The sequence below is a fragment of the [Enterobacter] lignolyticus SCF1 genome, from assembly GCF_000164865.1.
GTDB lineage: Bacteria > Pseudomonadota > Gammaproteobacteria > Enterobacterales > Enterobacteriaceae > Enterobacter_B > Enterobacter_B lignolyticus.
The window spans coordinates 4,740,674-4,758,130 of the sequence record NC_014618.1 but is presented as its reverse complement, the minus strand read 5'-3'; the positions used below and the strand labels follow the sequence as shown (position 1 = coordinate 4,758,130).

The window sequence follows — 17,457 nt, the reverse complement described above, 5'->3', positions numbered from 1 at the left end:
AGCAAGGCGTCTTGCCGAAGCAGACTTCAGTGTCCCCTTCGTCTAGAGGCCCAGGACACCGCCCTTTCACGGCGGTAACAGGGGTTCGAATCCCCTAGGGGACGCCACTTGCTGGTTGTGTGAGTGAAAGTCGCCTGCCTCAGTATCTCAAAACTGACTTCCGAGTCATGTTTGAGATATTTGCTCTTTAAAAATCTGGATCAAGCTGAAAATTGAAACGACACATCTTTAATGGTGTGTTCGAGTCTCTCAAATTATCGCAAACCGGTGATGAATCGAAAGAAACATCTTCGGGTTGTGAGGTTAAGCGACTAAGCGTACACGGTGGATGCCCTGGCAGTCAGAGGCGATGAAGGACGTGCTAATCTGCGAAAAGCGCCGGCGAGGTGATATGAACCTTTGACCCGGCGATGTCCGAATGGGGAAACCCAGTGTGTTTCGACACACTATCATTAACTGAATCCATAGGTTAATGAGGCGAACCGGGGGAACTGAAACATCTAAGTACCCCGAGGAAAAGAAATCAACCGAGATTCCCCCAGTAGCGGCGAGCGAACGGGGAGGAGCCCAGAGTCTGAATCAGCGCGTGTGTTAGTGGAACGGTCTGGAAAGTCCGGCGATACAGGGTGACAGCCCCGTACACGAAAATGCACACGCTGTGAACTCGAAGAGTAGGGCGGGACACGTGGTATCCTGTCTGAATATGGGGGGACCATCCTCCAAGGCTAAATACTCCTGACTGACCGATAGTGAACCAGTACCGTGAGGGAAAGGCGAAAAGAACCCCGGCGAGGGGAGTGAAAAAGAACCTGAAACCGTGTACGTACAAGCAGTGGGAGCCTCTTTAATGGGGTGACTGCGTACCTTTTGTATAATGGGTCAGCGACTTATATTCTGTAGCAAGGTTAACCGAATAGGGGAGCCGAAGGGAAACCGAGTCTTAACTGGGCGTTAAGTTGCAGGGTATAGACCCGAAACCCGGTGATCTAGCCATGGGCAGGTTGAAGGTTGGGTAACACTAACTGGAGGACCGAACCGACTAATGTTGAAAAATTAGCGGATGACTTGTGGCTGGGGGTGAAAGGCCAATCAAACCGGGAGATAGCTGGTTCTCCCCGAAAGCTATTTAGGTAGCGCCTCGTGAACTCATCTTCGGGGGTAGAGCACTGTTTCGGCTAGGGGGTCATCCCGACTTACCAACCCGATGCAAACTGCGAATACCGAAGAATGTTATCACGGGAGACACACGGCGGGTGCTAACGTCCGTCGTGAAGAGGGAAACAACCCAGACCGCCAGCTAAGGTCCCAAAGTCATGGTTAAGTGGGAAACGATGTGGGAAGGCACAGACAGCCAGGATGTTGGCTTAGAAGCAGCCATCATTTAAAGAAAGCGTAATAGCTCACTGGTCGAGTCGGCCTGCGCGGAAGATGTAACGGGGCTAAACCATGCACCGAAGCTGCGGCAGCGACGCTTAGGCGTTGTTGGGTAGGGGAGCGTTCTGTAAGCCGTTGAAGGTGTGCTGTGAGGCATGCTGGAGGTATCAGAAGTGCGAATGCTGACATAAGTAACGATAAAGCGGGTGAAAAGCCCGCTCGCCGGAAGACCAAGGGTTCCTGTCCAACGTTAATCGGGGCAGGGTGAGTCGACCCCTAAGGCGAGGCCGAAAGGCGTAGTCGATGGGAAACAGGTTAATATTCCTGTACTTGGTGTTACTGCGAAGGGGGACGGAGAAGGCTATGTCATCCGGGCGACGGTCGTCCCGGTTTAAGCGTGTAGGTGTGTGTTCCAGGCAAATCCGGAGCACTTTAACACTGAGGCGTGATGACGAGGCACTACGGTGCTGAAGTGACAGATGCCCTGCTTCCAGGAAAAGCCTCTAAGCATCAGGTAACACGAAATCGTACCCCAAACCGACACAGGTGGTCAGGTAGAGAATACCAAGGCGCTTGAGAGAACTCGGGTGAAGGAACTAGGCAAAATGGTAGCCGTAACTTCGGGAGAAGGCACGCTGATATGTAGGTGAAGCCCCTGCGGGTGGAGCTGAAATCAGTCGAAGATACCAGCTGGCTGCAACTGTTTATTAAAAACACAGCACTGTGCAAACACGAAAGTGGACGTATACGGTGTGACGCCTGCCCGGTGCCGGAAGGTTAATTGATGGGGTTATCCGTAAGGAGAAGCTCTTGATCGAAGCCCCGGTAAACGGCGGCCGTAACTATAACGGTCCTAAGGTAGCGAAATTCCTTGTCGGGTAAGTTCCGACCTGCACGAATGGCGTAATGATGGCCAGGCTGTCTCCACCCGAGACTCAGTGAAATTGAACTCGCTGTGAAGATGCAGTGTACCCGCGGCAAGACGGAAAGACCCCGTGAACCTTTACTATAGCTTGACACTGAACATTGAGCCTTGATGTGTAGGATAGGTGGGAGGCTTTGAAGTGTGGACGCCAGTCTGCATGGAGCCAACCTTGAAATACCACCCTTTAATGTTTGATGTTCTAACGTGGACCCGTAATCCGGGTTGCGGACAGTGTCTGGTGGGTAGTTTGACTGGGGCGGTCTCCTCCCAAAGAGTAACGGAGGAGCACGAAGGTTGGCTAATCCTGGTCGGACATCAGGAGGTTAGTGCAATGGCATAAGCCAGCTTGACTGCGAGCGTGACGGCGCGAGCAGGTGCGAAAGCAGGTCATAGTGATCCGGTGGTTCTGAATGGAAGGGCCATCGCTCAACGGATAAAAGGTACTCCGGGGATAACAGGCTGATACCGCCCAAGAGTTCATATCGACGGCGGTGTTTGGCACCTCGATGTCGGCTCATCACATCCTGGGGCTGAAGTAGGTCCCAAGGGTATGGCTGTTCGCCATTTAAAGTGGTACGCGAGCTGGGTTTAGAACGTCGTGAGACAGTTCGGTCCCTATCTGCCGTGGGCGCTGGAGAATTGAGGGGGGCTGCTCCTAGTACGAGAGGACCGGAGTGGACGCATCACTGGTGTTCGGGTTGTCATGCCAATGGCATTGCCCGGTAGCTAAATGCGGAAGAGATAAGTGCTGAAAGCATCTAAGCACGAAACTTGCCCCGAGATGAGTTCTCCCTGAGACTTTAAGTCTCCTGAAGGAACGTTGAAGACGACGACGTTGATAGGCCGGGTGTGTAAGCGCAGCGATGCGTTGAGCTAACCGGTACTAATGAACCGTGAGGCTTAACCTTACAACGCCGAAGATGTTTTGGCGGATTTGAGATGATTTTCAGCCTGATACAGATAACAGAATTTGCCTGGCGGCAACAGCGCGGTGGTCCCACCTGACCCCATGCCGAACTCAGAAGTGAAACGCCGTAGCGCCGATGGTAGTGTGGGGTCTCCCCATGTGAGAGTAGGGAACTGCCAGGCATCAATTAAAATGAAAGGCTCAGTCGGAAGACTGGGCCTTTTGTTTTACGTGTTGCTTGTCGGTGAGCGCTCTCCTGAGTAGGACAAATCCGCCGGGAGCGGATTTGCACAGCACGGAGTGCTGCCCGCAGGGTGCCGGGCAGGAAGCCCGGCATACAACTGCCAGGCATCAATCAAGTGAAGAGCCCATCCTGACGGATGGGCTTTTTGCGTTTTTGTCCTTTTCTTGCGAAAAAGAGCATCAGGCCGTATTTGCTGCGGCGATCCACGTTTTAATAAACAACGCGATAGCGGCAGGATTGTTGAGATCCAGTACCGGCACGCTCAACGGTAAAGCAATGTCGCTGGCGACGGCGATGACGTGCGCATCAAGCGTCAGTTCTTCGATGCGATGACCCGTACCCGATCGGAACAGCAGGATCTTGGGCACCGCTTCGTGTTTAAACCCTTCTACCAGCACCAAATCTAACGTCGATGGATCCAGACGGCTTACCAGGTAATGCAAATCCAGTTCATTTTCTTCCGGCGTTTCCGTCATCAACGCCCAGCGCTGCGCGCTGGCCACAATAGTTTGTGCGGCGCCTGCTTTACGCAGCTCGTAGCTGTCTTTCCCGGGAATATCGACGTCCATATTATGGTGGGTGTGTTTAATTAACCCCGGGCGAATACCCTGCGCACATAGCAGCGGGATCAGGGCTTTCAGCAGCGTTGTTTTGCCTGTACCGCTCCAGGCCGCTACGGCTAACAGTGGGATCACGACTTCTCCTGCATATGCTGTAAATCGCCCAGCGTATTCACATTAATAAAGGCATCATGGTTGTCGCTAAAATCAACCGGATGCCCACCGGCCTTTCGCATAAAAACCATTACCCGACGTTCGCCCTGCGTAAGATACTCCAGCAGCTGCGGTATGATACTGCGGTTAACCAGCGCAATGGCCGGGTGATCGCGCTCGCCGTCATGGGCCCATACCACCGGTGCTGCGTCCTTTTGCTGCCAAAAGCGTTCGGCCAGCGTAGCGGGAATAAACGGGGTGTCGCAGGGGCAAAACAGGAACCATTCGCCATCGGCCTGCTGCATGACGGAGAGCATTCCCGCCAGCGGGCCTGGATAGTTTGCCACGCTGTCCGGATAGACGGCGAAACCGCTCTCCCGGTAGATAGCAAGATGTCGGTTGGCGCTAATGGCGAGTTGTCCTACCTGCTTTTGCAGAGCATCAGCGACATGGCGCCATAACGGTTTCCCATTAAGCGGCTGTAATCCTTTATCTTTACCTCCCATGCGCGTCGCCCGGCCGCCAGCCAGTATCACCCCGGTAATTGCCCGATCCTGATTCACCAATATCGCCTCTTTTATTGTGGGTTTGACCCTGTTAACGTGTGCCTATCAAGCGTAAGGAGCATGACAATGAAATGTAAACGTCTTAACGAAGTGATTGAACTCCTCCAGACGGCCTGGCAGAAAGAGCCAGATCTGAATCTTATGCAATTTTTGCAGAAACTGGCGAAGGAGTCAGGTTTTGACGGTGAACTGACCGACCTTTCTGACGATATCCTGATCTACCATCTTAAGATGCGTGATTCCGCGAAAGATGCGGCGATCCCTGGCATTCAGAAAGACTATGAAGAGGATTTCAAAACCGCGCTGCTGCGCGCACGCGGCGTAATTAAAGAGTAAAAGCTTGTAAGCGGCGCAACCGAAATCGTCGTGAAATGATATCCTGAATCATTCGTAGTAATTTCCGGATAATCGGATGAACGACAAGGCTTTTACTTTCCAGACATTACACCCGGATACCATCATGGATGCGCTGTTTGAGCAGGGGATCCGGGTGGATTCGGGGTTGACCCCGCTTAACAGCTATGAAAACCGCGTCTGGCAGTTTCAGGATGAAGACAGGCGTCGTTTCGTGGTGAAGTTCTACCGCCCACAGCGCTGGTCAGCCGAACAAATCAACGAAGAACACCAGTTCGCTCTTGAGCTGCAGGCGGATGGCGTACCTGTTGCCGCTCCCGTGGTTTTCAATAACCAGACGCTGCTCTCTCATCAGGGCTTCTTTTTCGCGGTCTTCCCAAGCGTCGGCGGTCGTCAGTTTGAGCCGGATAATCTCGATCAAATGGAGTGGGTGGGGCGCTACCTGGGCCGTCTGCATCAGACCGGGCGTAAAAAAAACTTTGTTGCGCGTCCGGGTATTGGGGTGAAGGAGTATCTGCTTGAACCTCGCCATGTGTTTGAAAACACATCGCTTATTCCATCATCCCTTAAAGGTGAGCTTCTTGCCGCAGTAGATAAACTGATCGACGCGGTGATGGGGCTGTGGCACAACCGCTTTACCCCTCTGCGTCTGCACGGTGACTGCCATGCCGGGAATATTCTGTGGCGTGACGGTCCGCTGTTTGTCGATCTGGACGACGCGCGTAACGGTCCGGCGGTTCAGGATCTGTGGATGTTGCTGCATGGCGATAACGCCGAGCGCCGCATGCAGCTCGATATCATTCTTGAAGCCTATGAAGAGTTCAGTACCTTCGACACCGCTGAGCTAGCCTTCATCGAACCGTTGCGCGCCATGCGGATGGTGTATTACCTGGCGTGGTTAATCCGCCGTTGGGATGACCCTGCGTTTCCGGTGAACTTCCCCTGGCTTGCCGAGGAAGATAGCTGGCGCAACCAAATAAAAATGTTTTTGGAACAAGCACGGGTTCTTCAGGAACCTCCGTTACAATTAACGCCAATGTATTAACTGACATATTCAGGAGAGAGTTGACCATGAAGAAAATTTGGCTGGCGCTGGCAGGAATGATTCTGGCATTCAGCGCATCGGCTGCGCAGATCACCGATGGTAAGGAATATACCACCCTTGATAAGCCGGTTGCCGGTGAACCACAGGTGCTTGAGTTCTTCTCATTTTATTGCCCGCACTGCTACCAGTTTGAGGAAGTGCTGCACGTTTCCGATACGGTGAAGAAAAAGCTGCCGGAAGGCACCAAAATGACCAAATACCACGTGGAGTTCCTGGGACCGTTGGGTAAAGACCTGACTCAGGCCTGGGCAGTGGCAATGGCGCTGGGCGTGGAAGACCAGATCACGGCGCCGATGTTTGAAGCTGTGCAGAAAACACAAACCGTTCAGACCGTTGCCGATATTCGCCAGGTCTTTGTTAACGCCGGCGTGAAAGGTGAAGACTACGACGCGGCCTGGAACAGTTTCGTAGTGAAATCGCTGGTCGCGCAGCAGGAAAAAGCGGCAGCCGATCTGCAGCTGCAGGGCGTGCCGGCCATGTTTGTTAACGGTAAATACCAGCTGAACCCGCAGGGTATGGACACCAGCAACATGGACGCTTTCGTTCAGCAATATGCTGATACCGTGAAGCAACTGGTTGAGAAAAAATAAAAAAACGCCGGTCACTGACCGGCGTTTTCATTTCTGGTATCTGCTTTTCAGGCTCGCTTTTTCTCCGCCGCCCGTCCCGCTTTAATGTCTTCAATCAGCACATCTTTATCGTTCCACAGGACGTTCAGCCACTGCTGGAATCCGCGCTTAAAGTTCTTATCGTTGACGTAATCGCCGTGCAGCTCATCGTTGACGGACACCAGGTTGATGCGCACCACAATGCGCGTCAGTTTACCGCTCAGCATGTCATAAAACGGAGTCTTGTCGTTTTCCGGGTAGCACAGCGTGACGTCCAGCAGCTTATCGAACTGGGTACCCAGCACGTTTAGCGCCATCGCAATACCCGCCGCTTTTGGCGGCAGCAGGTTTTTGAACGGGGAACGCGTCTGGCGGCGCTTTTCTTCGGTAAAGCGGGAGCCTTCGACAAAGTTAACGATAGTCGTCGGATGCGCGCGAAACTTCTCGCAGGAGCGACGGGTGGTTTCGACATCTTTTCCGCGACGTTCCGGGTGGCGGATAAGGTAGCCGCGGGAATAGCGGCGCATAAACGGCATATCCAGCGCCCAACATGCCAGGCCGATGAAAGGCACCCAGGCAAGCTGTTGCTTCAGAAAGTACTTATTCATTGGGATATGTTTACGGAACAGTACGCACAGCACCACGATGTCTGCCCAGCTGTGATGGTTGCATATCAGCAGGTACCAGTTCTTTTTATTGAGTCCTTCCAGCCCTTCAACATCCCACTGTAGCCGCGGGTTCAGGCGCAGCAGTACCGCAAGCCCGGCGCACCAGCAGTACATCATCAGATTGCAGAAGACGGAGATTGAGCGCCAGACCGCAGGAACGGGCAGCAGCAGCTTAATGATCCCGGCGATAATAATCGGCACCGAACAGATCACGGTGACTACAATGGTAAGAGCGATACTCAGCAGAAGCGTTATCGCAGCGAGCAATCTCGACATAATCAATTTATTCAGATAGTTAATTGTAAATTGTGCGTGCTTTACGGGCGCAAGGCGCTGATTTTATCAGAAAACGCGTCAAATGACGGGTCATACCAGAATAGAAAAATAGACATTGTGAATATCCACATAGCACAAAATGTCGACACGAAGGTAAAAGATGATATTGATGTTTTATAACACAATGAAATATAAGAAAAATGAAATCTAAAAGATCTTTCCGTTATTAGCATTTACTCGCCGGAATAAATCTATACACAAACTTATCCACAGGTGCTTTTTGCGAGAGATCCAGAGGATCTGTAAATCTTTTGCCGCAATAATGGTGAAAAATTCATGTTTTACCTCCGTCTGTGGCATTCTTTAACCCTAATCTGATAAACAGGCACGGAAATTATGGTTCAGATCCAAGAAAATCCCCTCATCCTGGTTGATGGCTCCTCCTATCTCTACCGCGCGTATCACGCGTTTCCTCCGCTGACCAACAGCGCCGGGGAACCGACGGGAGCGATGTACGGCGTGTTGAATATGCTGCGCAGCCTCATCCTGCAGTATCAGCCTACCCATGCGGCGGTAGTGTTTGATGCCAAGGGGAAAACCTTCCGTGATGAACTGTTTGAACATTACAAATCCCACCGTCCTCCGATGCCGGACGATCTTCGCGCGCAGATTGAACCGCTGCACGCGATGGTCAGAGCGATGGGGCTACCGCTGCTGGCCGTTTCCGGCGTGGAAGCGGACGACGTTATCGGTACGCTGGCGCGGGAAGCGGAAAAGGTCGGCCGCCCGGTGCTTATCAGCACGGGCGATAAAGACATGGCGCAGCTGGTGACGCCGGGTATTACCCTGATTAACACCATGACCAACACCGTGCTTGGGCCGGATGAGGTGGTGACCAAATACGGCGTACCGCCGGAGCTTATCATCGATTTCCTCGCACTGATGGGCGACTCGTCGGACAACATTCCTGGCGTGCCTGGCGTCGGTGAGAAAACGGCGCAGGCGCTGCTGCAGGGGCTTGGCGGTCTTGATGTTCTGTATGCGCAGCCGGAGAAAATCGCTGAGCTGAGCTTCCGCGGCGCGAAAACGATGGCCGCGAAGCTTGAGCAAAACAAAGAGGTCGCCTACCTCTCCTACCAGCTCGCCACCATCAAAACCGATGTTGCTCTGGAGCAGAGCTGCGAGCAGCTTGAAGTGCAGCCGCCAGCCGCCGACACGCTGGTGGAGCTGTTTAAAAAGTATGAGTTTAAGCGCTGGACGACGGACGTTGAGAGCGGTAAATGGCTGCAGGCGAAAGGCGGCAAACCCGCGGCGAAACCTGTGGCCGCGCCGGTTGTGGAAGAAGACGCGGAAGAGGTCGTTTCCGCGCTGTCGGCGGAGCACTACGTCACCGTTCTCGATGAGGAGACGCTGAAAAGCTGGATCGAGAAGCTGAAAAAGGCGCCGCTGTTTGCGTTTGATACGGAAACGGATAGCCTCGACAACCACTCCGCCAACATGGTGGGGCTGTCGTTCGCCTGCGAGCCGGGCGTTGCGGCCTACGTGCCTGTCGCGCATGACTATATCGGCGCGCCGGAGCAAATTTCCCGTGAGCGGGCGCTGGAGCTGCTTAAGCCCCTGCTGGAAGATGAAAAGGCGCTGAAGGTCGGGCAAAACCTGAAGTATGATCGCGGTATCCTGGCGAATTACGGTATTGAGCTGCGCGGGATTGCCTGGGACACCATGCTGGAGTCCTATACGCTGGATAGCGTCGCCGGTCGTCATGACATGGACAGCCTTTCCGAGCGCTGGCTGAAGCATAAAACCATCACCTTCGAAGAGATTGCCGGTAAGGGTAAGAACCAGCTGACCTTCAACCAAATCGATCTTGAGCAGGCCGGGCGCTATGCGGCGGAAGATGCCGACGTCACTCTGCAGCTGCATCTGAAGATGTGGCCGAAGCTGCAAAAGCGCGAAGGTCCTCTCAACGTTTTCCGCAATATCGAAATGCCGCTGGTGCCGGTGCTCTCCCGTATCGAACGTAACGGCGTGAAAATCGATCCGCAGGTGCTGCAAAAGCACTCGGAGGAGATTACCCTGCGCCTGGCGGAGCTTGAGCAAAAAGCGCATGACATTGCCGGCGAGCCGTTTAACCTCTCGTCGACCAAGCAGCTGCAGACCATTCTCTTTGAGAAGCAGGGGATTAAACCGCTGAAGAAAACCCCTGGCGGCGCGCCGTCGACGTCGGAAGAGGTGCTGGAAGAGCTGGCGCTGGACTACCCGCTGCCAAAAGTCATTCTGGAGTATCGCGGGCTGGCGAAGCTGAAATCGACCTACACCGATAAGCTGCCGCTGATGATTAACCCGAAAACCGGCCGTGTACATACGTCTTATCACCAGGCGGTTACCGCAACGGGACGTCTGTCGTCGACCGACCCGAACCTGCAGAACATTCCGGTTCGCAATGAAGAAGGGCGCCGCATCCGCCAGGCGTTTATCGCTCCGGAAGACTATCTCATCGTTTCTGCGGACTACTCGCAAATTGAACTGCGCATCATGGCGCATCTGTCACGCGACAAAGGGCTGCTGAAGGCGTTTGCGGAAGGCAAAGATATCCACCGCGCGACGGCGGCGGAAGTGTTTGGGCTACCGCTGGAAAGCGTTTCCGCGGAACAGCGCCGCAGCGCGAAAGCGATAAACTTCGGTTTGATCTACGGCATGAGCGCGTTTGGCTTGTCCCGCCAGCTCAATATTCCACGCAAAGAGTCGCAGAAATACATGGATCTCTACTTCGAGCGCTATCCTGGCGTGCTGGAGTATATGGAGCGCACCCGGGCGCAGGCAAAAGAGCAGGGGTATGTCGAGACGCTCGAGGGCCGTCGCCTGTACCTGCCGGATATCAAGTCCAGCAACGCCGCGCGCCGCGCCGCGGCAGAGCGTGCTGCGATTAACGCGCCGATGCAGGGTACCGCCGCAGATATCATTAAGCGGGCGATGATCGCCGTTGATGCCTGGCTGCAAGAGGAGCAGCCGCGCGTGCGGATGATCATGCAGGTACACGATGAACTGGTGTTCGAAGTGCATAAGGACGCGCTGGACGCGGTCTCGAAAAAGATCCATGAGCTGATGGAAAGCAGCATGGCGCTTGACGTGCCGTTGCTGGTGGAAGTGGGGAGCGGTGATAACTGGGATCAAGCGCACTAACCGTACGAAGAACGTCGCGTGCTTTTGTAACTAAGCAACATAACTTATCGCTTTTTGTGATGGCTATTAGATTTTGCTATGTAAAGAGTGAAAAAAAACTACAAAAAGTACTTTGTACGCTGAGAAAAAAAGAGTAGAGTTGTTCGCGTAGGGTACAGAGGTAAGATGTTCTATCTTTCAGACCTTTTACTTCACGTAATCGGATTTGGCTGAATATTTTAGCCGCCCCAGTCAGTAATGACTGGGGCGTTTTTTATTGTGGCAAAAAAAAGCGCGGACTGTGCCGCGCCTGAGATTATGCTTCCGCCTCTTCCTGCGGAGGGATCTCGCTGAACCACGTATCCAGCTTCTCGCGCAGCTTATCCACACCCTGCTTCTTCAGCGATGAAAACGCTTCAACCTGCACATCGCCGTTAAACGCGGTGGCGGCTTCACGCACCATATTCAGCTGGGCTTTACGCGCGCCGCTGGCGAGCTTATCGGCTTTGGTCAGCAGAACCAGTACCTGAATACCGCTGTCGACGGCCCATTCGATCATCTGCTGATCGAGGTCCTTCAGCGGATGGCGAATGTCCATTAATACCACCAGGCCCTTCAGGCACAGGCGTTTTTCCAGGTATTCGCCCAGCGCGCGCTGCCATTTGCGCTTCATTTCTTCCGGCACTTCCGCGTAGCCATAGCCCGGGAGGTCGACAAGACGCTTACCGTCGGCGACTTCAAACAGGTTAATGAGCTGAGTACGGCCCGGCGTTTTTGAGGTGCGCGCCAGGCTTTTCTGGTTGGTCAGCGTATTCAGCGCGCTGGATTTTCCTGCGTTGGAGCGGCCGGCGAACGCCACTTCAATACCGCTGTCGGCAGGCAAGTGGCGAATATCAGGCGCACTGGTGACAAAATGCGTCTGTTGGTAATTCCAGTTAGTCAAAGGGTCGTCTCCATGAAATCGGATAATGTCAGGGATTATACCTGAACATTGGCAAAAGGCGCCTTTCCGCATCGTTTCGCCTGTAAGTTATAACCTTGCTCCGTGTAAGACATTTGCCATCTGGACTATGCGAACTTTCAGAGAAATTGCAGGCGACATTTTTTGTGATTTAAGTTAAATCAATGGCTTATTTGTGAGCACAATTCTGAATTTGCATTTCTTTATCCCGTAATGGCTTGTGAGTTTAGCGTAAAACGGTAAAGTAGCACCCACAGGCGAGGATGCCGGAAGGAACACCGACTCAGGATGAGGGTCAGGAACGCCAGGAGGCGAAGACACAGGAGTTGCCAGGGAGGCAGGCGTCCGGAGACGTTTTTTTAGGGAAATGGAGTACGACACGGAGCGTTCAGCGCCAAGGGATAACAGGGTGTGTTGTAGGGCTACAGGGATTGTCAGACCCGTAATGGGTTGTGAGTCAGGAAAAAAGGCGACAGATTGCTCTGTCGCCTTTTTTCTTTGCCTGCTTTCTGCTAGATTCCGCCTCAATTCTATACTGAACTAAAGCAATCACCTTAAGACCCAATATCATGAAAAAACCAACATCCGCACCACGCAGCAAGGCCCCTGGCAAAGCTCGCCGTAAGACGCGTGAAGAGCTGAACCAGGAAGGGCGCGACCGCAAGCGTCAGAAAAAGCACCGCGGTCATCAGCCAGGCAGCCGCGCGAACGGCGATGTGGCTGGCGCAGGTAATAAGCAGGGCCAGAAGAAAGATCCGCGTATTGGCAGCAAAACCCCTATTCCTCTGGGCGTCACTGACAGCCCGGTAACCAGGCCGCAAAAACCGAAGAGTGAGAAACCTATGCTTTCACCGCAGGCTGAACTGGAGTTGCTGGAGAATGATGAGCGCCTGGATGCGCTGCTGGAACGTCTGGAAGAGGGTGAAGCCCTCAGCGCAGAAGACCAATCCTGGGTTGACGCCAAACTCGACCGTATTGATGAGCTGATGCAGCAGCTGGGTCTTTCCTATGACGATGACGAAGACGACGAAGAAGAGAACGCGCGCCAGGACGATCTGATGCGGCTGCTGAAAGGCGGAAACTAACGTTTGCACTCAGTCGGTTTACCCGTCCTGCTTATAACCCTTCTGGTTATGTGTTATCTGGGATGGTTATTCGTTAAACTACGACGGTTGTCGCGGCGTCAAAAATGGCTGCGCAACCGGTTAGTGACCCGAACCGGGGCCACACCGGCACGCCGTCGTCGTTCGCGATACCATCGGAAGGAGTAAGCATGTCTGAGCAGCTAATCGACTGGGATTTGGCCCTAATCCAGAAATATAACTATTCCGGGCCGCGCTATACCTCATACCCCACCGCGCTGGAGTTTTCGCCAGACTTTGGCGACGCGGCGTTCCAGCTGGCGGTCTCCCGCTATCCTGAACGATCGCTGTCGTTATATGTCCATATCCCGTTTTGCCACAAGCTCTGCTACTTCTGCGGCTGCAATAAAATCGTGACCCGCCAGCAGCATAAAGCCGATCGGTATCTGGACGTGCTGGAGCAGGAGATTCTGCACCGCGCACCGCTGTTTAATGGCCGCCACGTCAGCCAGCTGCACTGGGGCGGCGGTACGCCGACTTACCTGAATAAAGCGCAAATCAGCCGCCTGATGCGGCTGCTGCGCGAGAATTTCCACTTCCGCGATGACGCGGAGATCTCCATTGAGGTCGATCCGCGCGAAATCGAGCTGGACGTGCTCGATTGCCTGCGTCAGGAAGGTTTCAACCGTTTAAGCATGGGCGTGCAGGACTTCAACAAAGAGGTTCAGCGCCTGGTGAACCGCGAGCAGGATGAGGACTTTATCTTCGCCCTGCTGAACCACGCGCGGGAGATTGGCTTTACTTCGACCAACATCGACCTGATTTACGGCCTGCCGAAGCAAACGCCGGAAAGCTTTGCCTTTACCTTAAGCCGCGTCGCCGAGCTGAACCCGGATCGCCTGAGCGTGTTCAACTATGCGCATCTGCCAACGCTGTTTGCCGCGCAGCGTAAAATCAAAGATGCGGACCTGCCGTCCGCGCAGCAAAAGCTGGATATCCTGCAGGAGACCATCGCCTCTCTGACGCACGCGGGCTATCAGTTTATCGGGATGGATCACTTCGCGCGCCCGGATGACGAACTGGCGGTAGCGCAACGACAGGGCGTACTGCATCGTAATTTCCAGGGGTATACCACCCAGGGGGATACCGATCTGCTTGGCCTTGGCGTCTCCGCCATCAGCATGATTGGCGACAGCTATGCGCAGAACCAGAAAGAGCTGAAGCTGTACTATCAGCAGGTGGAAGACACCGGCAATGCGCTGTGGCGCGGCATTGCGCTTACCCGCGATGACTGCATTCGTCGCGATGTGATTAAGGCGCTTATCTGCAACTTCCGCCTCAATGTCACGGCCGTCGAAGCGCAGTGGGGTCTGACGTTTGCGGACTATTTTGCTGAAGACCTGAAGCTGCTGGCGCCGCTGGCGAAGGACGGGCTGGTGGACGTTGACGAGAAAGGGATTCAGGTGACGGCGAAAGGGCGGCTGCTCATTCGCAACATTTGTATGTGCTTTGACGCCTATCTGCGCCAGAAAGCGCGAATGCAGCAGTTCTCTCGCGTCATCTAGCTGCGCTGCCGGAGGCGCTAACGTTTACCGTTGATAAACGAAGCGCCATCCGACACATCTTTAGCTAAATAAGCCGACCAGCGCGGCGCACAGCACCGCTGCGATGGCCGTATGCGGTGTCGCGCTGTCGACCGCACCGCTTGATACTGCATTCATTAATGATTCCAGCATGATGACCCCCTGATCTTTCGGGCAAGATCATACTGAACGCAAGAGAACAGTAAAGTACAAAATAGCAGCAATTTGCGCTAATCGAGGTGTCTTTACATTCCCCCGCGGTTTACTCCATTCCCAGCTCTTTAAGCTTACGCGTCAGGGTGTTGCGACCCCAGCCCAGCAGACGAGCCGCTTCCTGTTTATGGCCCTGGGTATGGCGCAGGGCCGTCGTCAACAGCGTACGCTCCATCTCCGGTTGCGCCTCCGAGAGCAGGTTTTGATGACCGGAACGCAGCGCCCGGTCAGCCCACTGCGCCAGCAGCGTGGCCCAGCTGTCCGGCAGCGCGTTCGTCGGGCTGTCTGGCGCGGTGTTTTCAAACAGCTCGGCGGGCAGATCCTGAATCAGCACCTCCTGGCCTGCGGCCATCACCGTTAACCAGCGGCAGGTATTTTCCAGCTGCCGCACGTTGCCCGGCCATGCGAGGCGCGTGAGCGCCGCTTCGGTTTCCGGATGCAGCAGCTTGGCTTCAACGCCCAGCTCGCGGGCGGCGATTTGCAGGAAATGGCGCGCCAGGCGGGGAATATCCTCCCGACGCTCGCGCAGCGGCGGCAGATGCACGCGGATCACGTTCAGGCGATGGAACAGGTCCTCGCGGAACTTCCCTTCCTGAACCCGCTGCTCCAGGTTCTGGTGGGTCGCCGCGATAATACGCACATCCACCTTCACCGGCGCATAGCCGCCGACGCGGTAAAACTGGCCGTCGGCCAGCACGCGCAGCAGACGCGTCTGCACATCCAGCGGCATGTCGCCAATTTCATCGAGAAACAGCGTGCCGCCGTCGGCCTGTTCGAAGCGCCCCTGACGAATGGTGTTCGCCCCGGTAAATGCGCCTTTCTCATGGCCAAACAGCTCTGATTCAATCAAGTCTTTGGGGATGGCCGCCATATTCAGCGCGATAAACGGCGCTTTGGCGCGCGGGCTATGGCGATGCAGCGCGTGGGCGACCAGCTCTTTCCCCGTCCCTGACTCGCCGTTGATCAGCACGCTGATGGACGAGCGCGACAGGCGGCCGATGATCCGAAAGACGTCCTGCATGGTCGGCGCTTCGCCGATGATATCGGTCGTCGGGCCGTTTACCGGCACGTTGCGCGGCTGCTGCTGTTCCTGATAGTGGCTGATGGCGCGTTCGACCAGCGCCACGGCTTCGTCGATATCGAACGGTTTTGGCAGGTAATCAAACGCGCCCTGCTGGTAGGCGCTCACCGCCGCGTCGAGATCCGAATGGGCGGTCATTATGATGACCGGCAGCATCGGATGGCGCTGTTTGATCTGCTTCAGCAGGGCCAGGCCGTCCATCCCCGGCATACGAATGTCCGACAGCAGTACGTCCGGCGTTTTGCTGGCCAGCGCATCAAGGACCTCGTTGCCGTTTTCAAAGGTTGTACAGCTTAGGCCGGCACCGGAGAGGGCGCGTTCAAGCACCCAGCGAATGGAGCTGTCGTCATCAACGATCCAGACTATCCCTCGTTGCATACATTAACCCTCTATTTCCGAATGGGCAGGTAAACCGAAAACTCGGTATGACCCGGCCAACTGGTAAATTCAATTTTGCCGGAGTGTTGATCGATTAAGCTGCGGGCGATAGACAACCCCAGCCCGGTGCCGCCTTCGCGTCCGCTGACCATCGGATAAAACAGCGTATCCTGGAGATGCGGCGGAATGCCCGGCCCGTTGTCTTCAACGTCGATGCGGGCGGCAAGGCGGTAGCGCACGCCGTGCAGCGTAAGCTGAAAGGCGGTACGGGTACGCAGGATGATTTCACCGCCGTCGGGGCCAAGCGCCTGCAGCGCGTTGCGCACGATGTTCAGCAGCACCTGCTCAATCTGATCCGGGTCGTGGGGCAGCTCCGGCAGGCTGGGATCGTAATCCCGTACCAGGGTGACGTTAGCCGGCAGCTCCATGGAGACCAGTTTGACCACCCGCTCCGCCACTTTGTGAATGCTCTCGCTGACGTGCATACCCGGATGCTGCGGGCCGAGGAGCCGGTCGACCAGATTGCGCAGGCGGTCAGCCTGCTCGATGATGACGTTGGTGTATTCCATCAGCGATGGGTCGGGCAGCGCTTTACTCAGCAGCTGCGCCGCGCCGCGAAGGCCGCCAAGGGGATTTTTAATTTCATGCGCCAGACCGCGCACCAGATCGCGCGCCGCGACCTGCTGGGCGTGCTGAAGCTGCTCCTGGCTCAGACGGCGCTGGTTATCCATTGGCGCCATTTCAAGCAGGATCAGGCCGTCGGGCAGGCGCTGTGCGGTCACGGAAAGAATGTGCGAGCGGCCGTCGATAACCAGCGTTACTTCGTTATCGGTGAAGCCCTGGCCGGCGTGCAGGCTTTCATGCATCAGGCCGATGTTCAGCGAGAAGTAGCTCAGCAGCTCCGGCAGCGGGGAGCCGAAAAGTTTTCGTGAACTTTGCGCCAGCAGCTGCTGGGCGGCCGGGTTGGCGTAATGCACCGCCAGGTCATCATCGACCAGTAAGATGCTGTTGATTAACGCGTTAAGGATCTGCCCAGCATCGGGCAGCACGCCTGTTGCCATAAAGCAGTCCTCCGGAACGGTGTGCACTAATTTAGTGCATTATAGCTTTTTACGGGGAAAAAGCGCGCGAGATCAGATTGTTGCTGGTGAAAAAAGCCCATCCGAAGATGGGCTGAAAGTTTCCACGGCAACTAAAAATCCTCTGCATCCTTCCTGCCGCAGCCAGGCCGCCGCAGGAGGTTTGCTGAGTATTACT

At 55.0% G+C, this 17,457-nt stretch carries 14 protein-coding genes, 1 tRNA gene, 2 rRNA genes and 1 pseudogene; 11 read left to right on the top strand and 7 right to left on the bottom strand.

Annotated elements, in window-relative coordinates:
• Nucleotides 1-31 precede the first annotated feature (31 nt).
• The 3 genes from ENTCL_RS22065 to rrf all read left to right on the top strand — a co-directional run bounded on the left by ENTCL_RS22065 (nucleotide 32) and on the right by rrf (nucleotide 3,388).
• Nucleotides 32-107: transfer RNA gene (locus ENTCL_RS22065), tRNA-Glu, on the top strand.
• A gap of 194 nt (nucleotides 108-301) precedes the next feature.
• Nucleotides 302-3,207 (top strand): 23S ribosomal RNA (locus ENTCL_RS22060).
• Nucleotides 3,208-3,272: 65 nt separating this feature from the next.
• A 5S ribosomal RNA gene (gene rrf / locus ENTCL_RS22055) occupies nucleotides 3,273-3,388 on the top strand.
• A 241-nt stretch (nucleotides 3,389-3,629) separates the two neighbouring features.
• On the opposite strand, the gene mobB is transcribed toward rrf, so the two are convergent.
• Entirely contained in the window at nucleotides 3,630-4,145 is a 516-nt protein-coding gene (gene mobB, locus ENTCL_RS22050) for a molybdopterin-guanine dinucleotide biosynthesis protein MobB (protein WP_013368335.1), read from the bottom strand.
• On the bottom strand, nucleotides 4,142-4,726 hold the full coding sequence (mobA, locus tag ENTCL_RS22045) for a molybdenum cofactor guanylyltransferase MobA (protein WP_013368334.1): 585 nt from the start codon (nucleotides 4,724-4,726) through the stop codon (nucleotides 4,142-4,144). Before mobA ends, mobB begins: the two co-directional genes overlap by 4 nt.
• Before the next feature lie 69 nt (nucleotides 4,727-4,795).
• Between mobA and ENTCL_RS22040 the strand changes: the two genes are divergently transcribed.
• From ENTCL_RS22040 to dsbA, 3 genes are all read left to right on the top strand, one after another.
• Nucleotides 4,796-5,065, top strand: a complete 270-nt coding sequence (locus ENTCL_RS22040) for a YihD family protein (RefSeq protein ID WP_013368333.1) — start codon at nucleotides 4,796-4,798, stop codon at nucleotides 5,063-5,065.
• A 76-nt stretch (nucleotides 5,066-5,141) separates the two neighbouring features.
• A complete protein-coding gene (locus tag ENTCL_RS22035) occupies nucleotides 5,142-6,128 on the top strand; it encodes a serine/threonine protein kinase (protein WP_013368332.1) in 987 nt (328 codons plus the stop codon).
• A gap of 26 nt (nucleotides 6,129-6,154) precedes the next feature.
• Nucleotides 6,155-6,778 (top strand): thiol:disulfide interchange protein DsbA, encoded by a 624-nt coding sequence (gene dsbA, locus ENTCL_RS22030; protein WP_013368331.1) that lies wholly within the window; start codon nucleotides 6,155-6,157, stop codon nucleotides 6,776-6,778.
• Nucleotides 6,779-6,825: 47 nt separating this feature from the next.
• Here the strand turns inward: dsbA and ENTCL_RS22025 are convergent, their stop codons facing one another.
• Nucleotides 6,826-7,740 carry an acyltransferase gene (locus ENTCL_RS22025; RefSeq protein ID WP_013368330.1) on the bottom strand — a complete coding sequence of 305 codons (915 nt, stop codon included), beginning with the start codon at nucleotides 7,738-7,740 and terminating at the stop codon, nucleotides 6,826-6,828.
• Between the two features lie 396 nt (nucleotides 7,741-8,136).
• On the opposite strand from ENTCL_RS22025, the gene polA reads away from it, so the two are divergent.
• Together polA and spfP are read left to right on the top strand one after the other, a co-directional pair.
• Nucleotides 8,137-10,923 (top strand): DNA polymerase I, encoded by a 2,787-nt coding sequence (gene polA, locus ENTCL_RS22020; protein ID WP_013368329.1) that lies wholly within the window; start codon nucleotides 8,137-8,139, stop codon nucleotides 10,921-10,923.
• Nucleotides 10,924-11,088: 165 nt separating this feature from the next.
• Nucleotides 11,089-11,136, top strand: coding sequence for a small protein SpfP (gene spfP, locus ENTCL_RS24230; RefSeq protein WP_071892919.1), 48 nt, complete (start codon nucleotides 11,089-11,091; stop codon nucleotides 11,134-11,136).
• Nucleotides 11,137-11,218: 82 nt separating this feature from the next.
• Here spfP and yihA read toward each other — a convergent pair whose 3' ends face one another.
• On the bottom strand, nucleotides 11,219-11,845 hold the full coding sequence (yihA, locus tag ENTCL_RS22015; protein WP_013368328.1) for a ribosome biogenesis GTP-binding protein YihA/YsxC: 627 nt from the start codon (nucleotides 11,843-11,845) through the stop codon (nucleotides 11,219-11,221).
• Between the two features lie 281 nt (nucleotides 11,846-12,126).
• Here yihA and ENTCL_RS24080 point away from each other — a divergent pair.
• The 3 genes and pseudogenes from ENTCL_RS24080 to hemN form a co-directional block, all read left to right on the top strand.
• Nucleotides 12,127-12,217 (top strand): annotated as a pseudogene (locus tag ENTCL_RS24080) (hypothetical protein); the annotation flags it as partial.
• 215 nt (nucleotides 12,218-12,432) lie between these two features.
• Nucleotides 12,433-12,948 carry a Der GTPase-activating protein YihI gene (gene yihI / locus ENTCL_RS22010; RefSeq protein ID WP_013368327.1) on the top strand — a complete coding sequence of 172 codons (516 nt, stop codon included), beginning with the start codon at nucleotides 12,433-12,435 and terminating at the stop codon, nucleotides 12,946-12,948.
• Nucleotides 12,949-13,136: 188 nt separating this feature from the next.
• Complete coding sequence (gene hemN / locus ENTCL_RS22005; RefSeq protein WP_013368326.1) at nucleotides 13,137-14,510, top strand: oxygen-independent coproporphyrinogen III oxidase; 1,374 nt, start codon at nucleotides 13,137-13,139, stop codon at nucleotides 14,508-14,510.
• A gap of 60 nt (nucleotides 14,511-14,570) precedes the next feature.
• Here the strand turns inward: hemN and ENTCL_RS23845 are convergent, their stop codons facing one another.
• From ENTCL_RS23845 to glnL, 3 genes are all read right to left on the bottom strand, one after another.
• On the bottom strand, nucleotides 14,571-14,681 hold the full coding sequence (locus tag ENTCL_RS23845) for a YshB family small membrane protein (protein WP_013368325.1): 111 nt from the start codon (nucleotides 14,679-14,681) through the stop codon (nucleotides 14,571-14,573).
• 109 nt (nucleotides 14,682-14,790) lie between these two features.
• Complete coding sequence (gene glnG / locus ENTCL_RS22000; RefSeq protein ID WP_013368324.1) at nucleotides 14,791-16,200, bottom strand: nitrogen regulation protein NR(I); 1,410 nt, start codon at nucleotides 16,198-16,200, stop codon at nucleotides 14,791-14,793.
• Nucleotides 16,201-16,211: 11 nt separating this feature from the next.
• Complete coding sequence (gene glnL / locus ENTCL_RS21995; RefSeq protein ID WP_013368323.1) at nucleotides 16,212-17,261, bottom strand: nitrogen regulation protein NR(II); 1,050 nt, start codon at nucleotides 17,259-17,261, stop codon at nucleotides 16,212-16,214.
• Nucleotides 17,262-17,457 lie beyond the last annotated feature (196 nt).